The following is an 18666-nucleotide window of genomic DNA, read 5'->3' as shown; positions in this document are numbered from 1 at the left end:
GATGTCCACCGAGGTGCTAGACGGGGCGATCTTCGCCGGTCGTTACCGGCTGATCCGCCGTCTGGCCGCGGGCGCCATGGGCGCGGTGTACGAGGCGCGTCATCTCGGGACGGACCGCCGGTGGGCGCTCAAGGTGATGCTCTCTCACATCATCGAGCGTCCCGATCTCCGGAAGCGGTTCGAGCTCGAGGCACGGGTGACCGCGCACATCGACAGCCCGTTCATCGTGGAGGTCGTCGACGCGGGGGTCGACGACGCGACCGGAGCGCCGTTCCTCGTCATGGAGCTGCTCCGCGGTGAGGAGCTCGGGCGATGCCTTCGGCGCGTGGGGCGGCTCTCGCCCGAGGAGACGCTCGCTTGCCTCCACCAGACGGCGCTCGCGCTCGACGAGACGCACCGGGCGGGGATCGTCCATCGCGATCTCAAGCCGGCAAACCTCTTTCTGAGCGTGCGCGAGGACGGCGAGCGGCGCATCAAGATCCTCGACTTCGGCGTGGCGAAGAGCCTCGCCGAGACCACCGTCGCCGGCGTCGCGACCCAGTCCGTGGGGACACCGGTGTACATGGCGCCCGAGCAGTTCCGGGGCCAGCGCGTCTCTGCGGCGACAGACATCCATGCGCTCGGGATGATGGCCTATACCTTCCTCGTCGGCGAGGCGTACTGGGCCGACGACAAGAAGGAAGAGGACAATCTGGTCGCCTTCGCGCTGCGCGCGGCCCACGGCCCGACAGAGCCGGCGAGCGCGCGCGCGGCGAGGGCGGGCGTCCTCCTGCCCTCCGCCTTCGATGCGTGGTTCGCGCGCGCGACCGCCGTCCACCCGGATCGGCGCTTCGCCACGGCCGTCGCGGCGGTGCGCGCGCTCGGCGACGCGCTCGGGGTCGCGGCGTTCGAGACGCTCAGCCTGCCGTCTCCAGCCCTCGGCGGCGTGGAGGCGCCGGCGGCGGCCGCGGAAGGGGACAGCGTCACCCACGACGGCAGGGCACGCTCGAGGCCAGGAGAGACGGCTCTGGGAGAGACCGAGCCGGCGCTACCGCAGGGCTCGACGGACACGCAATCACGGCCGGATATCGGCGCTACCGCATCCATCGGTGAGGGCGCGCGGGTGCCCCTCGTCGAGCCATCGCCCCCGCAGCGCGGGTCGTCTGCACCTCGCCGCCTTCGCGCGATGGGAGCCAAGCCGCCGGCGATCGCGGGAAGCCTGCTCCTTCTGGCCACCGTCGCCGCATGGTGTGGCACGCGCAACGTGCCCGCACCCGTAGCGCCCCCCGTCGTCTCTCCCATGCAATCGCCGTCTTCGGTGCTGGCATGCCCGGTGTTCGAGGCGTCGGGCGTCGATGCGCCGGCGGGCTGGCTGGGAGCCGCGGCGGCATCCATCTTCTGTGATCGAGCGCGGATCCAACTGGGCGGCTCCGCCACGCGGACGCTGATCCCCGCGGAGCTCCTCGCGCTCCAGGCGCAGCCTGTGGACTCGTTCCCCGAGGATCCCTATGCCGCCCCCGATGCCCGCGCGAAGACGGTCGAAGAAGCCCGTCGCCGGGCGGCGGCCTACGCCGATGGGGAGGTCGTCCGGGAGCGCTCCGAGTTCCGGATCACGGTCGCTCTCCGCCGTCCCGACGGGACCGAGCTCGACCGCGCCGTGGGCACCGGGCGCGCCCTCTACGAGGCCGTGCGGAGCGCGATGACCCCTCTCGCCGAGCGGGGCTCGCTCCCCGTGTCGCCCACGCTCGACGCCACGGTGGCGGACTTCTCGCGCGCCCGCGACGTCGGCGGCGCCCTCGCGCTCGTCGATCTCGCCATGGCCATGAGCAACAATGCAGGAGCGCTCCCGGACGAGTGCGCCCGCCTCGAGGCGAGGAGCGCCGATCTTCCGGAACGGGGCGCCGCCGAGCGCCGCAGCTGCGCCTACACGCTCGGCCGCCCGCTCCCGGAGGTGACGCTGCCTCCGCGCAGCGCGCCGGCATCACCGGGCGAGCTCGCCGCGCGTGCCCGCGTCGAGCTCGAGGCTCGAAACGCTGACGATCCGGCCACCATCGCCGAGCTCGATCAGCTCTTCGAGCGCGAGGCCGCGCCCCTCGGGCGCTCGACGCTCGCGACGACCCTCTCGTGCCTCCTCCAAGCGCGCGATCCGAAGCGGGCCTCGGAGATGTCGCTGCTCGCCGTGCACGCGCAGCCGAGGAGCTGGATCGGCGGGAGCTGCGCGCCCTGGCTCCAGCTCGTCGCGGTGACGGACGGCACCGCGAGCGCCGAGGCGGCGCTGCGGGCGATGCAGGCCTGGGTGCCCTGGAACAGCTACGGGTGGCTGTGGCAGGCGAAGAGATCGGGCGACGAGTCCCTCGCGCGCACGTATGCCCGGCGCGCCTATGCGCTCTCGCGGCTCGACACGAACGTGGCCGGCACCCTCGCCGACAGGCTCCTCGCCTCCGGTGCGCGCGAGGAGGCGCGCGGCATCGCGCTCGAGCTCTCGACCGGCGGGTACCCCGTCCACCGCGTGGGGAGCCAGCTGCTCCTCGTGCGCATCGAGGCGAGCGAGGCCCGCTTCGGCGCCGCGCTCTCGAAGGCGAAGCAAGCCATGGTCGTCTCCGCAGACGACACCGGCTGGGTCCTCGTGCAGCGCTTCGAGATCGCCTGGCGCGCCCTGCAGATCGCCCTCGTCCTCGGCCGCGCGCACGAGATCGCCGATCTCGTCGTGGAGCGCTTCCTCGATCCCGAGCCTCCGCGGCTCGACGGCGCGCACCTCGAGGTCCCGCTGCGCCTGCCCGCCGTCTGCGGGCACGCCTCGCGCGCCGTGACTCGCCGCTGCTTCGAGCGGCTCCGGGAGCTGTGGCAGCGTCTGTCGTTCAGCGCCCTCCCGGACGCGGGCGCCTTCACCGAAGGGGCCGAGCGCTATGCGAAGGGCGATTTCGCGGGCGCCGCGCAGCGCTTCCGGCCCCTTCTCCGGACGCAGGGCCCGTTCGTCGAGGTCCTCGCCGAGTCGATGGTGGAGACGTTCGAGCGCACGGGAGAGACCGATCTCGTCGACCGTCTGGAGAAGGCGATCCCCGATCGCTCTCGGGAGCTCAACGGGGCGACCCTCGCGCTGGTGCGCGCCGCGCGCCGCGCTGCGCAGCGCGGAGAGGACGATCGGGCGCGGGAGCTCGCGAAGCAGATCGTCGATGCGTGGTCGGTGGCGGATGAGCCGGTCCCTGCGGTGGCGGAGATGCGCCAGCTACTCCAGGCGCGGCGCGGCGCGGCGCGGTGAGCGGGGCGACGGGCTCGCCGTGTCGCCGGCACGGCGCCGGCCCCGCTGGATCACTGCCCGCCGCAGGTCGGCTGCTGCTTCCATTGCATATACACGGTATCATCGTAGTTGTTCTCGATGAGCGCGGTGAAGACCGCTCCCGCCGGATCCCTCGGCGTGATGTTCACGGCCACGTACGCGCTCTTGTACGGCGCGTCGTGATCGGCGCTGGTCGCGTCCGGAAGCGGGATCGAGGCAGGCACGAGGAAGGGGCTCGAGATCTGCGCGATCGTGCCCTTCTCGATGTACGTCTTCCCGCCGTTGCCGTCAGGCACGTAGAAACGGAGCTCGTACACGTGGTTCTGGTAGTTGACGATCCTCTTGCCGGCGTGCCGCGGGGAGGGAATTCCGATGACGCCGTCCCCGTCCACGTCGTTCACGGGCTCGAGCAGCTTCGGGATGCCCGCGGCCGGGTTGTCGAACCCGTTCGGGTCCGGGGAGCACGCGCCGTAAAACCGGTAGTCCTCCACCTCCGACCCCCAGATGACCCTGAAATTATAGAGGGCGCTGTCATGGGAGCCAGCGCGCCGATCGTCGACCACGGACACCCAGTAATTCGAGCGCGCCGGATCGGCACAGTCGTCGACGCCGACGCGATTGCAGCTCTTGGGGAGCGGGCCGACGGACGAAAAGACGTTGAGATAGTCCTCTCCTACGCCCGTGTCTGCCGGGCACGAGAGCATGTCGGCCGCGGACCTCGTCGCGAGCGGCACATCGATCGCGTTGACGGCTCCGAGGATGCTGTTCACGAACCCGATCGTGTCGACGGCACACTCCGTGAGCTGGAGCGTGCCAGAGCACGTGTCGCAGGTCTTGCCGCACACGCTCGCGACCTCGCCCACGCAGATCTCGTCCCACGCGACATCGCAGCAGTACGAGTCCACCGCGCAGATGCTCCCCACGCAGCTCGAGGGGAGGGGCGGGACGTCGCAGCCCGAGGTGAGCTGTTCCCCTGTCGTACAGAGCGTGTGGCCGCAGGCACCGGCGGCGCACTCCAGGCTCTGCGCCACGGTCGCCACTTCGTCGATGCAGATACGGTCCCAACCGTTGGCGCAGCAGTAGGGATCCACAGCGCAGATGCGCGTCACGACAGGGCTGCACCCAAGGGTGAGCGCAGCGCCCGCATCGCATACCGGGTGGTCGCAGGGGGCGGAGCGGAGCGCCGGGCCGCTCGCCACGGTCGCCGCTTCGACACACAAATCGTCCCAGGCGGCGTTGCAGCAGCTGGGATCAGCGGCGCAGACGCTCGTCACGGCAGGGCTGCACCCGTTCATGAGCGCGGCGCCCGTGGTGGAGGCGGGGTGGCTGCAAGCGCATGCCTGGCTGTTCGCCACGCTCTGGACCTCGGCGACGCACGAGTCGTCCCACTCCGTGTTGCAGCAGTAGGGGTCCACGGCGCAGACGCTCGTCACGACAGGGCTGCATCCATGGGTGAGCGCCTCCCCCTCGACGCAGGTTGAGTGGGCGCAGGGGGCAGGACCGCACGCCGCGCTGTGCGCCACGGTCCGGACCTCGTCGACGCACGAGCTATCCCAGGCCGACTCGCAGCAGTAGGGGTCCACGGCGCAGACGCTCGTCACGACAGGACTGCTCCCATCGGCGAGCGGCGCGCCGGGCGTGCACTCGTCGTGGGTGGACACGATCGCCGAGGCCGCCGGGTCACTGGAGATGACGCTGGGCTCGTTGAGGAACACGGTGACCGCCGACATATACTGAAAGCTTGCAATACTCGGGACCGAGCAGCCGACGTAGGCGCCGTCTGGGCTCCTGTCCGCGCAGGCGTCTTGACAGGCGAGGGTCGCGCTCGTCAAAAGGCAACTCGAAGCATTCCCTGGATCTGCGCAAAATCGATCGGCGAGGTACGCGGTACCTGCTTGCCAGATGTCGCTGTAACACGCCCTGCGCTCCATGGGTCGCAATGTTGGGACAGGAAAGATGTCGCCATAGAACGCGCCCTCGGGATACGTAAACACCTCCCGCTCCGTCGCGGGATAATGCACGAATGGAACTTCGGAACGGAACGCCGCGATGAGATCTCTCGGGGGCGATCCGGCGACGGCCGGGTCTACCATGGCGCTGAAGTAGGCACGATCATGCCGACCGTTCGGCGCGGTGCTCACGTCCGCGGGGCACGAGAACGTGATAGGTCCGCTGCCCGCCTCGAAATCCCCCACAAACCCCGCATAGACATGGGAGGAGCCAGGCGTGTTCGAATGCTGGTCGCCGGGGTCACACCCATGGATGCCTTTGCACACGCGCACCCTGGTCGACGCGTTGCGCTGCAAGGTAACCATCTCACCCCGCGTGCAAATTCCCACGAACTCCGGTTGCAAATCTCCTCCAACGGGTTGCCCATCACGGAGCGCAGTCCGGACCCGAACCTTGGCCGCAGGCTCAAACTCGCCCGGATGTCCCTCCAAATACGCGACGCGCAGCGAGATGGGAACATGCTTACCGAGCGCGTTCATCCGTGCAAGGACGCAACCAGAGACGACCTCCCGACACGCGCCCGAACCGAGCGACGGATACCCATACCCCGGCGAGCCACCCCAGGTGCCCGCGCGCTCGGTGCAAAGTCCGAATTCGCCAGACCAAACATGCGATGACGTCATTCCATGACTATTGATCTTGGCCGGCACTCCCTGCTCCGGATCAAGCGCACACGAGACGATCACCTCCATGAGGCGTTCGGCGCTCGTAGGCTGTCCGGTATTGAACAGATCGGCAACGCCCGGGTGATTCCGCAGGAGGTCGCGGAACCCCGACTTCGTGAGCGGATAACTCCAGATATGCTCCAGGAGGCCGAGGTTCGCGTCGATCGCGCCAGGGGGAAGCCGATTCTGAGGCATCCGAAAATCGGGCGTGCGCAGCGGCTGCTGGGTCGAGTCCGTGACCTCTTCCAGCGGCTCTGCGGCTCCGCACCCCGTCGCGAGGGCGGCGAGCATGAAGACGAGCGTGGTGAGAATAGATCGAAGGCTCATGTTGGTGCTCCTGCTCAAGATCTGTGCCAGCCAGCTTCGCGCATCTCGCTTCGCTCCTTCGTGCCGATCTCCAGCATTACAGCGAGAAGTCGGACGGGGGTGAGCGCCGGCGATCGGGGCGTCGCGGTCCGCGCGAGCGCCGGACGGCGCGGCGCGCTCTTGGCCACAGCCCCTCCGGGCCTCGGGCGCAGCGCCCAACGCAACCCGTTGCAACACCTGTGGCGCCACCGTTGCGCTGAGCATGCACGGAGGAGGGTGCCCGTAGCGCAGCTCGGGCCGCGGGGGAGACCGCCGCGAGGGCCCGCCCCGCGCGCCCGCCCCGGGGCTCATCCGCCGATCGCACCGTCCAGCGAAAACACGCTGCGATCCATGATCTCCAGGTTGGTCCGGGATGTGCCAGAGGCTCCTGCGCGGCGCGCAGCGCGGCTGCGGCGTCGAGTCGAACCACAGCCAAGAGGGTTGAATTCATGAATTATCGTCGAATGCTTTTTGTTGGGGCTCTGGCGGCGCTCTCCGTGAGCACGACCTCCGGCGCGGCCAGCGCGCGGACCTTGACGGGCTATGGGGCCTTCACCCCCTTTCCCAACGCGGGGGCGCAGGACTGCGTCTCGGAGAACTGGGGAGCCGCCCTCAGCAATTGTAGCGCGCTGCAGACGCTGGTCTTCGAAGCTCCCGTCGACAACGGCGGCGCGCACACCATCAATGCCTGGTCCTACGGCGATGGGTATGGGTCGTTCTCATGCAATGCCCAGTCGATCGTGGGGGAAGGCGGCAACTGGGGCTGGTGGGGAGCGACGGACACGTTCAATCCAAGCGGGAAGCAGATGCGGAGCTTCTCCGTGAACGTCGGCGGCGGCGCCAGCCTGCGCCTCGTCTGCTGGGACGTGCCGAACAACCGCGGGGTTGCGTCGATCAACTTCAACCCCTGAGACCAGGCAGGGTCACGTCATCGGACACATGGCGCGATCCGTCCGCTGGTCGCAGCGTTTTTCGCCAGAGCCGCGGACAAAGGACGCTCGTGATCTCGCGACCGTGCAGGCGCATCTGTCCACTGGCGTGATCGTGCATGCCCCTGAGACCATCCCTTTCAAGGTGACAACTCTGCCCGGTGAGCTCGCCACACATCCTGCAATTGAGTCACCTTGAAAGGGGTGCCCCCGAGACCGATGCCGGCGTCCGATCTGCGGCGCTCCGTGGTCATCGCTCCGAGTGAACCCGAGACGTTGAAATGGCCCTCGTCGTGAGAGGCCCTATGGTCTGGAGCTGACGATGCAAACTTCGAGGTGGCTCGTAGGAGTTGGTTTATTGTCTGCGGCTTGCGCCTTCGTCCTCGTGGAGCGCCGGGCGAGCCAGGCGGAGGTAGCGCTCGACCGAATGCAGAGCTCGCTCGACGACCTCACCGACAAGGTAGAGAGTGTCGACAGGAGCCCGCGCCGGACACCGACCGTCATCACCATGGAGCGAAGGGCGGCCCCTGACACCGTCGATGGGGCGGACAGCGAGAGCCCTGGCCCTTCGGACCAGCCCTCCTCCCCTTCGAGCGAGCCGTCACCGCAGGACGCCCCGTCGCACGAGGAACAGAAGGAGTTTCTTGAGCTTTCCTTCTCGGCGCAGGCGCCGGATGTGAGCTGGTCGCGGGGCGCTGCCGCTCAGGTCGACGAGATGGTCCGACCGCTGACCGATCGAAACACACGGCTGGTCTCGACGGATTGTCGGGCCACGCTCTGTCGCGTCGAGCTCACCCATACCACGGAGGACGCCTTCCACGCCTTCATGACGACCGCGATCTACGGCGGAGGCATGCGGAGCTGGAAGGGGGCAGGTGGCGGTGGTCTGTTGCGAAGAGACCCGGACGGCACCGTGAGGACCGTCGTCTACCTGGCCAAGGAGGGGGCGGAGCTCCCCATCCTCAACTGAGTGGATTCGGTGCGCCAGGCGAAGCCTGGGCGTCAACTCTGCTAGAGTGGTGCCGCCGTTGCGCTGCGCGTGCACGGATGCAGGGTGCCTGCAGCGCAGCTCGAGCCGTGAGGGAGACCGCCGCGAGGGCCCGCCCCGCGCGCCGCTCCGTCCACGCCAGCGCGCGCTGCGAGCGGCCCAGGACGACGACCGGCCGGTGGCTCGGAAACCTCGGCGAAGCAGCGCCCGAAGCCGCCTCACGAGCGCTCCGGTGGAGCTATTGACCACCGCGGTTCGCCCCTGTAGTCACGGAGCCGTGCCTGGCAGCGTCGACAGCAGCACCCTGTCAGCGAGCGGCGGACCGCAGGAGCCTCGCTGTCCGGGGCGCGGCCCCTGCCTCTTCCTCGTCCTCGAGAGCCATCGGCCGTTCAGCCCTCCGGCGCGCGTCTCCCTGGAGTCGATCGATGAAGTGCGCGTCGGCCGCGGCCCGGGGCGGAGCATGTCGGCCGCCGCGGACACGAGCGCGCGGTGGGTCGATATCCGGCTCGACGACCCCTGGCTGTCCTCCAAACACGCCCGCGTGATCCGGATCCTCGGGCGGTGGACCTTCGAGGACTGCGGCTCGAAGAACGGCAGCTCCGTCAACGGGACGCCGCAGTCGTCCGCCGTGCTCGCCGACGGCGACCTCATCGAGCTCGGGCGCACGTTCTTCATCTTCCGGGAAGCCCTCGCCTCCGAGCACGGCGACGCGACGATCGCCGCGCCTTTGCCCGCGGCGGCCCCCGCCCCGGGGCTCGTCTCGGTCTTGCCCGAGATCGTCGCGCTGTTCGAGCGGCTCGCCCTGGTGGCGCGATCGCCGCTCTCCATCTTGCTCCACGGAGAGACCGGCACCGGCAAGGAGGTCATGGCGCGCGCGGTCCACGCGCTCTCCGGGCGGCCGGGGGAGCTCGTCGCCGTCAACTGCGGCGCCCTTCCCCGCGATCTCGTCGAGGGAGAGCTCTTCGGCCACCGGAAGGGGGCGTTCTCCGGCGCGATCGACGATCGCCCCGGCCTCGTCCGCAACGCGGACCGCGGGACGCTCTTCCTCGACGAGATCGGCGACCTGCCGTTGCCGGCGCAAACGGCGCTCCTGCGGGTGCTGCAGGAGCGAGAGGTGCGCCCGGTCGGCGGCGCGCGCGCCGTCCCCGTCGACGTGCGCGTCGTCGCGGCGACGCACCGCCCCCTCGTGCGCATGATCGCCTCCGGCGAGTTCCGCGCCGATCTCTACGCGAGGCTCGCCGGGCACACGGTCGAGCTGCCCGCGCTCCGGTCCCGCCGCGAGGACCTCGGCCTGATCGCCGGCGCGCTCCTCGGGCGCATGGATCCGGCCCTCACCGATCGCCTCCAGATCCACCCGCGCGCGGCGCGGGCGCTGCTGATGTACCGCTGGCCAGGCAACGTGCGAGAGCTCGATCAGTGCCTGACGTCCGCGCTCGTGCTCGCGCACGGCGGCGGCACGATCGATCTGGAGCACCTGCCGGCCGCGATCCAGCAGCCGGGCGGCGAGGCCGGGGCGGCGGACCTGGGCGACGACGAGGCGAGGCGCGACGCGCTCCTGGCGCTCCTACGCGAGCACCGGGGGAACATCGCCTCGATCGCGCGCGCGATGGGCAAGGCGAGGATGCAGATCCAGCGCTGGATAAAACGGTATGGACTCGATGCCGACGCGTTCCGGCGCTGAGGCGCGCCCCGGCGGCGCGACATCGGACACCCTGAGCGTCGACGCGACCTTCGCGCGCCGGTACCGGATCGTCCGCGCGCTCGGCGTAGGCGAGAGGTTCGTGCACTTATCCCACGCGTCAAAGGCCCCGCCTTCACCCTACGACCTGCCGGGCTCCCCTCCCCGCGAGGCTCATCCCCTGAGGGTCGCCCCGCGGATATGCGCCGAGAGATCCGCATACGTCATCCGAAACCGTCCGCCCCCCTCCGGCAGCGGCGCGCGCGGCGGGTTGCCCTGGCAGCCGTCCGACCCCGCAGGATTGCGCAGGATCACGGAAACGGGTGTCCCATCGCCCCCACGCTCGATCTTCTCGCCCGCGACCCAGTGGTAGCCACCTTCCCATTTCAGGAGAACCGGCACCTTCTCGCCGCGCCCCAGGGCGCCGGCGACATCCTCAGCCACGGACGCGCCGCTGCGCAGCAGCGCCGAGACGCTCGTGTAGCTGCCGCCCATGATGTCCTGGAACAGGCTCGTGAAATTGCCGAGCGGGACGCGCGAGTCGCCCCCCAGAGCAGCCCAGAACGTGTCGTTGTCCTCGGGGTTGTCGTAATCGAAGATCCAGCTCATCAGCGTCGCGTGGTTCATCAGCGCCGACTGGAACATCCGGTCGATGTCGATTCGGCCCGAGGCGTCGCGCAAGATCGCGTTGCGCGGCATCCTGAGCACGCGGCCGGAGCGAAGCGTCACCTCGCCCGCCTCCCGCGTGATCCCGTCGAGGAGCCGCGTGAACTCGGCCGGATCGGCGCGCAGCAGGACGTACTCCATCGTTCCCGCGCCGCACGTGCCGTGGCGCGCCCCCTGCTTGACGCGCAGCGGGTTGTCCACGTGCCGGATCGCTTGCGCGAGCACGAGGTGCGGATCGATGCCGCCCTCGAGCACGAGCCTGCCATCGCGCCGGACGCCCGCCATGGTCGCGAGGTTCGGCAGGAGCGCCCCCGCGTGCAGCCGGCCCGCGGCGAGCAGCCTGTCGAGCGCGGCCAGCGCGCGCGCGTCGCCCCGGAGCGCACGCCGGACCTCGTCGAGGCGCGCGCTCCGCTCGGCGGCGAGCGCACCAGCGGCGGCGGTCGCGGGCCTGTCGCCGACGGAGTCCACGGCGGGCGGCGGCGTGTCCGGGTCCGGCTCGGCTCCGGGCACGACCCGCGGGAGCCCCTTCGCGTCCGTGAAATAGCCCTGATCGGTACGCGAGGCCGCGGCGACCGCCTGGACCGCGGACGGCTTGCGGCCGAGCGCCGCCACCTCCTCCGGGCTGAGCCCCGCGGCCCTGGCCATGGCCTCGTCGAGCGAGGGCGTACGCCGTGCCGCCAGGCGCCTATCGAGGGCGGCGACCGTCGCGGCGTCGACGATGCCCGTCTGCGGCAGGGCCTCCGCGGCTTGCAGCGCGACGATGGCGGCGTGCGTCTTCGGCCCGAACGAGCCGTCGGCCTTCATCGGGTCGCCAAGCGCGAGCGCGCCGAGCGCCTCTTGCAGGGCGCGCACGCCGTCGCCGTGCGCCCCCTGCGCGAGCGTCGCGCCGCCCGCAGCGACCGATCTCAACCCCTCGTTCGACGCTAGCTCGGGGGCGCCGAGCCCTGTGTTCCCGTTGTCCCCCATGGGTCCCCTCCTGCGATCACCAGGCGCGCTGGGTCCGTCCCAGGGTACCACGCCGCGCCCATCGGTGCGCGCGTCAGGCGGAATTGCGGTGCGCGGCTGGTTCGGCACCGCGAAGTCGTCGTTGAGACCGTGGGACTCCTTTCCTTTTCATCATCGGGCCGCGACGATCAGCCCGGCGCGAAGCCCCTTCAGCTCCTGCCGAGCGTCTGCTGGAGCTGGTCCACGAGTTCAACAGCCGCCCTCTGTTCGACGGGCGATGCATCCAGCGCCCGCAGCGCATCCATGATCTGGCCTCGCGTAAAGACCTGATATTTACCACTGAACGGATTCAGCGCTGGCGTATCCATGCCATCGACCACTCCACGAACGAATGTCGATCCTGTCACCAGACAGATCTTGCTCGGCATGCGAAACAAGGATGAACACGGGTGGTTCATCATGCGCTGCCATTGGGCCGGACTCGGCGCACTGCCGTCCGTCACGATCAGCGTACGCGTACGGGTCCGTCCCTCAAAATGAGCCACGATCGCGTCGAGGTACAGGTTCCAATCCTCGTCGGACGGAGCCATGCTTCCTTGTAGAAGCACGAAGATCTCGCCCACCGCTCCAAACGCCATCGTCTTCATGCAACGAAGAATACCACAACGCGCTGACGAGCAGAGTGAGTGCATTCCGTCCGGGCAGGAGCGTGCGCCCGAGCCTGCAGAGAACGCCTCGACAGCGCGAAGTCGTCCTTAGGCTTCGTCCCTCCGCCGGCGAACTCTCGGAAGAAACCACAACGATTTCGATTGGTTCCGGCTTAAAGCCAGGGCCGCCGACCTTCTCTCATCCCGGTGCGGCCTGACCGAGTCGTCGCGACCTCCCGTGGGAAGGCGCACGCGGGCCGATCTGGTCGTGGAATGGGCCAGGGCGTCGCGGCGGATCGCGCTCGCTCGTAGCGCTGGTACACGGGCGACGTCGTGCAGCCCAGGGCGCACCGCCGTCCGTGCGCTCTCACGGCCATGCGGACATACCGCCAGTGACAGCAGCTTGACCAATACTGGCGCCGCGTACAGCTGTGCAATGGCCCACGCTCTGGACGGTACGACTCATGTCCATTGTGATGATCTCCTCTATGTTGCGTTTGACGTCAATCCTGTCATCACAAGAATTGGTTACATCGCCATGTTCTCGGGCGGTGCCAGAGGGGGAATAACCGATGAAAACGGAATGCCGACGGGTCGCATCGGAGGCGATGTTCGCTCTCGTGCCTGGCGTCGCTTCGACGCCGGCAGAGGCATCCGAGCTGAGCGCCGGTGTAAGCTGCCTTGGATCCAGGCTGGCATTGCTCCGCGCTTCGCGTTAGGCCCGCATGCTGGGATATCGTGGTACGTCAGCCTCCGTAAGCGCGTGGCTGGATCCAGAGTCACACAGCCATGAAGCACGCGGTCGAGGAATTGTTCAACGTCGTACATCGCTACTACCCTCGGCGTGTTCCGTACGAAGATCTTCGCCGCGTGCAAACAGAAGAGGATCGCCGGCTGGTGGACGCCCGTCGCCGAGCCGGCGTCGATTGCGAACGGTGGCTTGGAATGCTGCGGCGCCTGCGCGAACAGTTCCCCGAGAACGAGGTCGACAATTTCTCGGTCCATCTCGCGACGGGAAGTCACGACGCCTGTTATTCCGGCTCTCTCTATCTTCCGAAGGCCATTGGAGAATACCGACATGAAGTTGAATTGAGGGTGAGCTTCCTGGTCCCTTATTACATCGTCTACAGCTCGCGCCTCGTTGATGATCTCGAGGAGATAGAGCGGGAGAAGACGCTCCGCGCGACGCCACCTCGCGCCGTCACGATCCTCGTCCATGATACGGTCTACATCGTGCCCGTCTGGGTTGGCAAGCTGATCAAGCTGGTCAAGCCCGAGCTTGTTGAGCCACCTTCGATGGAAGATAAACCCACGCGGCAGATCATCTGCTTCGATCTATCGCCCGATGAGCAGCCGTACGCTGCGGGGATCGCCCAGGAGATCGAAGCGACATGGGGATACGAGCGCATGCCGCCGGAGGTCGGCAACGTGGTCGTGCTGGACGTGGCGACCAATCTACGACGTTTGGGAGAGGCCAGGCTATACGATTGCTGTTTTTCAGACGCATGGTAGGCCGGTGAGGCTCTCGACCTCGGCGCTCGCCGGCACCCCAGGCGATCTGGCAGAGCATGAAGCGCGGCGGACCGGGATCGAACCGTCCAGAGCGGGCCGAGCTCGCCGACGTGAGCTTCGACCTTCGCGCCGCACGATGCACGATGCGACGGGGCGTGGGGACCAGGAATCGGGACATCCTGGCAAAAAAACAAGACGAAACCAGACGAAATCTAGACAAAAAGATCAGAATTTCAGGTAAGCACGGGGCACATTCAGAGAATCTGCTCTCGTATCTAGACAGTTTAGAGCCAAATCAAGAGAATAATCTTTCTAAATTAGACAATTTAGAGCCATATTCAGAGAATCGGCTCAAAGAACCAGATCAACACACCCGAGATCCAGAGAAACCGCTCAGAAATCGAGCAAATCGGCCCGGCCCGCTCGTGCTCGCTCGGCGAAGACACGCCCCGGCTCGATCTCCGAGAGCCGGCGTAGCTGGCTGCCTGTTCAAGGCAGCCGACGGAGACGAGCAGAACGCCTCACGCCCAGCCCTGGGCCGGCCGCGCGTCCGCTGGCAGCCGCATCGTGAACGTCGTACCGCGACCGGGAGCGCTGTCCACGTGGACGCTCCCGCCGTGGGCTTCGGCGCAGGCGCGTACCAGCATCAGACCGAGGCCCCATCCGTGTGCGCGGTGCTCGCCTGCGGCGCGCATGAACGGATCGAACAGCGTCTCTTGTGCCTCCGGCGGGATCGGCTCGCCCTCGTTGTGCACGCTCACCTCGACGCCGTCCCGCCGTAAGCGCTGCGTGAAGCGCCGTCTCACCCAGGACGCGCGCTCCAGTTCATGATGGTGTGCATGACAAGTACGAGAACGACAGAAGCGATGTGGGCCGAGCGCGTTCAGGCGTGGCGCGACAGCGGTGAAACAGCGGAGGCGTTTGCGCGGAGCCGCGGCTTTGCGGCCTCGACGCTGCACGGCTGGTCGAGTCGACTGTCGCGGGCCGAGCCCCCGCGCTTTCTGCGTCTGGTGCCGAAGGCGCCCGCCGTGACGAGCAGCGCTCCGGAGCTTGTCGTCGAGGTCGGCGGCGTGCGCGTGCGAGTCGCCGCGGGATTCGACCCCACGCTGCTGGCGGAGGTGGTCCGCGCCCTTGGCGGGGCGGCGCGATGATCCCGGCGGGCGTGCAGGTGTTCGTGGCGCTGGAGCCGGTGGACATGCGTTACGGCTTCGAGCGGCTTTCGGGTCTCATTCGTGAGCGCGTGGGGTACGAGGCGCGCTGCGGGGCGCTGTTCGCGTTCATCGGCAAGCGGCGGACCACCATCAAGATTCTCTTCTTCGACGGCAGCGGACTCTGCCTGTTTTCAAAGCGCCTCGATCGCGGCATGTTCGCGCTTCCCGACCCGCCAGCCGAGGGGGCGACCCACGTCGAGGTGGACGACGCCACGCTCGAGACGCTGCTCGACGGCATCGAGATCGCGCCCACGTCCAAACCGCGAAAGCGCGCACCGCGCCGCGTTCACTGAGCCGCACGAATCCGCTCGACAACGACGCCCGACTTTCGTAGAGCGGCGTCGTGCACGACGCCGCCGACACGTCGAGGCCGACGCCCGAGCAGCAGCGCATCGCGCAGCTCGAAGCAGAGCTCGCCGCGGCAAAGAGCGAGCTCGTGGGAGCGCGCGATGCACTCGCGCAGCTTCGGCGCGCCTACACCCGTGCGCTCGAGCAGCTCCAGCTTCTGCGACATCGACTGTTCGTGGCAAAGGCGGAGCGCGCCGAGGTGAGCGCGGAGCAGCTCGCGTTCGACTCGATGTTCCTCGAGGTTCAGCGTCTCGAGAAAGCGCTCGACGCTGCCGAGCGCAACAGCGGCGAAGAGCGGCAGCACGACGACCCCAAGGGGCCGAAACGAAGGTCCGGCGGCAAGGGCCGTCGCGACCTGTCCGAGTCGGACCTGCCCGTCGTCCGCATTGAGCTCTCCTGCCCCGAGCTCGATGCGACGGCGACGCGCATCGGCGTCGAGGAGACCTCGCGACTCGGCTACGAGCGCGGCGGAATGCGCCGCATCGTGCTCGCACGTGTCGTGTACAAGGTCGAGAGGTCCGTCACGGACGTGGGCAGCTCTGGGGAAGTGGAAACCGCCCCATTGCAGGTCGTCGCGAAGGAAGTCCAGACGCCGACGCCCGATGCGAGCGTCAGCGCGGAGAACAGGGCGGCGGCCGGCAAGCTGAGCGCTTCCTCCACAACTCTGGACACGCCGCAGCCGGCGCCGATGGGCGAGACGTGCACCGCCTTCATCACGACGCCGCTTCCCAAGGAGCTGTTCCGACGGTCGTTTCTCGCACCGTCGATCATCGCGCACATCCTCACCAGCAAGTACCTGCTCGGTGTCCCGTTCTATCGACTGGAACAGCAGCTGGAGCTTCAGGGGGCGCCGCTCGATCGCGGCACGATGTGCCGTTACGCCGAAGACGCGGGCGCGACCTTGGGCGCCATCGTCCAAGCGGCGCGGAACGAGGCATTCGAGACCGCCTTCTGCCTCTCCACCGACGCCACTGGGGTCTCTATACAGCCTGGATCCATCCAGGAGCGCAAGGACAAGAAGCCCGGACCGTGCCGCAAAGGTCACTTCTTCGTCGTCCTCGCGGACAAGGATCACGTCTTCTTCGAATACCAGCCCAAGCATACCAGCGCTGCGGTCTGCGAGATGTTCCGCGGCTTCTCGCGGTATATTCAGGCAGACGCCCACGCCATCTATGACGCCCTCTTTCGCGGCACACCCCCGAGGGGCGCTGCTGCCAACGAGCAGCGCGGTCCGCCTCCGACCGAAGTCGGATGCTGGTCGCACTGCCGTACCAACTTCTGGGAGGCGGCGGTCTGCAAGCACGAGCTCGGTGTCGAGGGGCTGCGCCGTATCAACGCCCTCTTTGCCGCCGATCGCAAGCTCGCGGATCTTGCGCCCGCGCAGCGCAAGGTGCGCCGTGACACCGTCGTCCGCCCGCTGGTCGACGCGTTCTTTGCCTGGGCGAGGGCCGAGCACGCACGTCCCCGCGAGCGCGGCCTCGTCTCCACCGCGCTCGGCTACGCCCTCAACCAGGAGCAGCCCTTGCGGCGTTTCCTCGACGACGGCCGCCTGCGCTTGGAGAACAACGCCAGCGAGCGAGCTCTGCGATCCATTGCCGTCGCGAGAAAGTCCTGGCTCTTCTTCGGCAGCGACGACCACGCCTCTGCCGCGGCCAACCTCTTCTCGCTGGTGGCGAGCTGTAAGCTTCACGGCCTCGACCCCGAGGCCTACCTGGCCGACGTCATCCGTGTGATGCCCTACTGGTCGCGCGAGCGCTACCTCGAACTCGCCCCCAGGTACTGGGCGCGCACCCGCGCCCGGCTCGTCGTCGACGAGCTGAAGGTTCCCCTCGGGCCGATCACCGTGCCTCCTCCGCTTCCCGCGGAGGAGCAGCGCGCGACGAGCTGACCGAGCCGGTTCCATCGCCCCCATCCTGCACCGGCCGACCGGCGTTGGGGTCGACGGCGCCTCATGCAGCGCTTACGTCCCGCCGCTTCGTGATGGCGACGGTGATCGGCGCGTCCTTCGCGCCGTACTTCAGCGCGTTCGAAATCAGGTTCCAGAGCGCGCGTCGAAGCGCCGAGGCGCCCCAGATCCCTCGGACGCCCTCGTCCGCATGCAGCACGATGCGGCCAGGGTGATCGGCCGCGATCTCGTCGACGAGCTCGCGGCCGAGCTCGCTCAGGTTGCACTCCTCGAGCATGACCGAGAGACGCCGGCCGGCGTGAACCCGATCGGCGTCGAGCAGATCGGTCACCATGCGGTCCGCCCGATCCAGGTTGCGGACGACGACCTCGACCCGCTTCGCGACGCCCGGCCCGTTCGCGTCCGGCTGCGCGGCGAGCATCGTCGCAGCCAGCCTCGCGGCCGTCAGCGGACCGCGGAGATCGTGCGCCAGGACCGAGACGAACTGGTTTCGTAGCTCGCGCTCGGCGCGCAGGGCACCGAGCTGGTCGAGCAGCTCCGCGTAGAGTCTGGCGTTATCGAGGTGGAGCGCGAGCCGCTCGCCAACCGCCTCGATGCGCCGCGTCTCACGGGCGGTGAAGGTCCGCTCTTCACGGAGGCCGATGTAGACGACACCCATGAGAGAACGCTGCGGCGGGAGACGGATGCCGAGCAGCGAGTGGATGCCGCTGTGCCGGAGCCTATCCGGCACGTCGAGCAACGTGGTCTCCACGTCGCGCATCGACATCGCATAGTCCCGCAAGGCGACGGCGCCTGCGAAGGACGATTCGTCGACAATTCGCACGTACTCGACAAATGGCTCATCGGCCAGGCCCACCGAAGCGACCATCTCCAGCTTCCCGGTCTTGATGTCGTGCAACAGCAGCGCAGCCGTATCGGCGCCCATCGACTCCATGACGACCTCGAGGACCTTCCTCAAACGCTCCGACGACAGGGGCGCCTCGCCCTCGGCCGGCTGCAAGAACGGCTCATGGAGCAGCCGCAGGTAGCGCTTCTCGGTTTGCTCGTCCTCCAGGAGGTGTTGCCGGAACGCTTGCGCTATGAACACGGAACGGGCGTGGATCTCGGCGAAGAGGCGCTCGATCTCCTCCAAGCTCGGCTGCTCGTCGGCGCCTGCGATGGCCCAGGTGCGCACGATGGCACGCCCGAGGATGGCGAACTCTTCCAGCGCCTCCTCGAGGCTGAAGCCGGCACGCAAGCGTGAGGACAGATGGCTCTCGATGAGCTCGTTTCGCTCGCGGCGCACTTCCTCCCCGTCCCATCCACGCGCAAGCGTCCGCACGTACTTGGGCATCATGTTCGTCAGCTCGGGGCTCGCCAGCCCCCGCGCCGCCGCTGCCCTGTTCGCTTCGTTGGCCCAGGATGCGACGATCTCTGATGCGTGCGCCGCGATGATCTGCTTGATCGTCCGCATCGATGCACCCACGTCCTTATTGAAATGATTCTTAAGCGACGCGACGGTGCTCGTGCCAGTGGGCGTCACCGAGGCTCCGGATCATACCAGCCGAGCGCTTGGACGCA

The 18666-nt window shown here is 68.3% G+C and carries 13 protein-coding genes; 8 read left to right on the top strand and 5 right to left on the bottom strand.

Translation table 11 applies throughout. The features are described from left to right. Position 1: 1 nt before the first annotated feature. Positions 2-3238, top strand: a complete 3237-nt coding sequence (locus tag WME79_RS47110) for a protein kinase domain-containing protein (RefSeq protein WP_437528989.1) — start codon at positions 2-4, stop codon at positions 3236-3238. Between the two features lie 50 nt (positions 3239-3288). Here WME79_RS47110 and WME79_RS47105 read toward each other — a convergent pair whose 3' ends face one another. Continuing rightward, complete coding sequence (locus WME79_RS47105) at positions 3289-4986, bottom strand: hypothetical protein (protein WP_437528986.1); 1698 nt, start codon at positions 4984-4986, stop codon at positions 3289-3291. A 1787-nt stretch (positions 4987-6773) separates the two neighbouring features. Between WME79_RS47105 and WME79_RS47100 the strand changes: the two genes are divergently transcribed. The 3 genes from WME79_RS47100 (at position 6774) to WME79_RS47090 (ending at position 9874) form a co-directional block, all read left to right on the top strand. Continuing rightward, a complete protein-coding gene (locus WME79_RS47100) occupies positions 6774-7187 on the top strand; it encodes a hypothetical protein (protein ID WP_437528984.1) in 414 nt (137 codons plus the stop codon). A 376-nt stretch (positions 7188-7563) separates the two neighbouring features. Further along, positions 7564-8175 carry a hypothetical protein gene (locus WME79_RS47095; RefSeq protein WP_437528981.1) on the top strand — a complete coding sequence of 204 codons (612 nt, stop codon included), beginning with the start codon at positions 7564-7566 and terminating at the stop codon, positions 8173-8175. A gap of 295 nt (positions 8176-8470) precedes the next feature. After that, positions 8471-9874 (top strand): sigma 54-interacting transcriptional regulator, encoded by a 1404-nt coding sequence (locus WME79_RS47090; protein WP_437528978.1) that lies wholly within the window; start codon positions 8471-8473, stop codon positions 9872-9874. 171 nt (positions 9875-10045) lie between these two features. On the opposite strand, the gene WME79_RS47085 is transcribed toward WME79_RS47090, so the two are convergent. Continuing rightward, on the bottom strand, positions 10046-11503 hold the full coding sequence (locus WME79_RS47085) for a peptidoglycan-binding domain-containing protein (RefSeq protein WP_437528975.1): 1458 nt from the start codon (positions 11501-11503) through the stop codon (positions 10046-10048). Between the two features lie 188 nt (positions 11504-11691). Continuing rightward, positions 11692-12129 (bottom strand): hypothetical protein, encoded by a 438-nt coding sequence (locus WME79_RS47080; RefSeq protein WP_437528973.1) that lies wholly within the window; start codon positions 12127-12129, stop codon positions 11692-11694. Between the two features lie 789 nt (positions 12130-12918). Between WME79_RS47080 and WME79_RS47075 the strand changes: the two genes are divergently transcribed. Continuing rightward, the gene (locus WME79_RS47075; protein WP_437528971.1) at positions 12919-13641 is read left to right on the top strand and encodes a hypothetical protein; all 723 of its coding nucleotides are present in this window, start codon (positions 12919-12921) and stop codon (positions 13639-13641) included. Between the two features lie 521 nt (positions 13642-14162). On the opposite strand, the gene WME79_RS47070 is transcribed toward WME79_RS47075, so the two are convergent. Continuing rightward, positions 14163-14447 (bottom strand): sensor histidine kinase, encoded by a 285-nt coding sequence (locus tag WME79_RS47070; protein WP_437528968.1) that lies wholly within the window; start codon positions 14445-14447, stop codon positions 14163-14165. A 33-nt stretch (positions 14448-14480) separates the two neighbouring features. On the opposite strand from WME79_RS47070, the gene tnpA reads away from it, so the two are divergent. From tnpA to tnpC, 3 genes are read left to right on the top strand one after another with little or no spacing between them, the layout of a single operon-like run. Then, positions 14481-14792, top strand: a complete 312-nt coding sequence (gene tnpA / locus WME79_RS47065; protein ID WP_437528966.1) for an IS66 family insertion sequence element accessory protein TnpA — start codon at positions 14481-14483, stop codon at positions 14790-14792. 23 nt (positions 14793-14815) lie between these two features. Beyond that, a complete protein-coding gene (gene tnpB / locus WME79_RS47060) occupies positions 14816-15145 on the top strand; it encodes an IS66 family insertion sequence element accessory protein TnpB (RefSeq protein ID WP_437528963.1) in 330 nt (109 codons plus the stop codon). Between the two features lie 50 nt (positions 15146-15195). Then, positions 15196-17088 carry an IS66 family transposase gene (gene tnpC / locus WME79_RS47055; protein ID WP_437528960.1) on the top strand — a complete coding sequence of 631 codons (1893 nt, stop codon included), beginning with the start codon at positions 15196-15198 and terminating at the stop codon, positions 17086-17088. 61 nt (positions 17089-17149) lie between these two features. Here tnpC and WME79_RS47050 read toward each other — a convergent pair whose 3' ends face one another. Then, positions 17150-18559: a histidine kinase dimerization/phospho-acceptor domain-containing protein gene (locus WME79_RS47050; RefSeq protein ID WP_437528957.1), complete on the bottom strand. Its 1410-nt coding sequence runs from the start codon at positions 18557-18559 to the stop codon at positions 17150-17152. Positions 18560-18666: the final 107 nt, after the last annotated feature.

This window comes from Sorangium sp. So ce726 (assembly GCF_051521405.1).
Lineage (GTDB): Bacteria > Myxococcota_A > Polyangia > Polyangiales > Polyangiaceae > Sorangium.
This window is presented reverse-complemented; position numbering and strand designations above follow the sequence as displayed.

Bases quoted from the DNA above. Each gene is read 5' to 3' on its own strand.
- WME79_RS47110 (WP_437528989.1), top strand. From the start codon at position 2: ATGTCCACCGAGGTGCTAGACGGGGCGATCTTCGCCGGTCGTTACCGG.
- WME79_RS47080 (WP_437528973.1), bottom strand. From the start codon at position 12,129: ATGAAGACGATGGCGTTTGGAGCGGTGGGCGAGATCTTCGTGCTTCTA.
- tnpA (WP_437528966.1), top strand. From the start codon at position 14,481: ATGACAAGTACGAGAACGACAGAAGCGATGTGGGCCGAGCGCGTTCAG.
- WME79_RS47075 (WP_437528971.1), top strand. From the start codon at position 12,919: ATGAAGCACGCGGTCGAGGAATTGTTCAACGTCGTACATCGCTACTAC.
- WME79_RS47085 (WP_437528975.1), bottom strand. From the start codon at position 11,503: ATGGGGGACAACGGGAACACAGGGCTCGGCGCCCCCGAGCTAGCGTCG.
- WME79_RS47050 (WP_437528957.1), bottom strand. From the start codon at position 18,559: ATGCGGACGATCAAGCAGATCATCGCGGCGCACGCATCAGAGATCGTC.
- WME79_RS47105 (WP_437528986.1), bottom strand. From the start codon at position 4,986: ATGTCGGCGGTCACCGTGTTCCTCAACGAGCCCAGCGTCATCTCCAGT.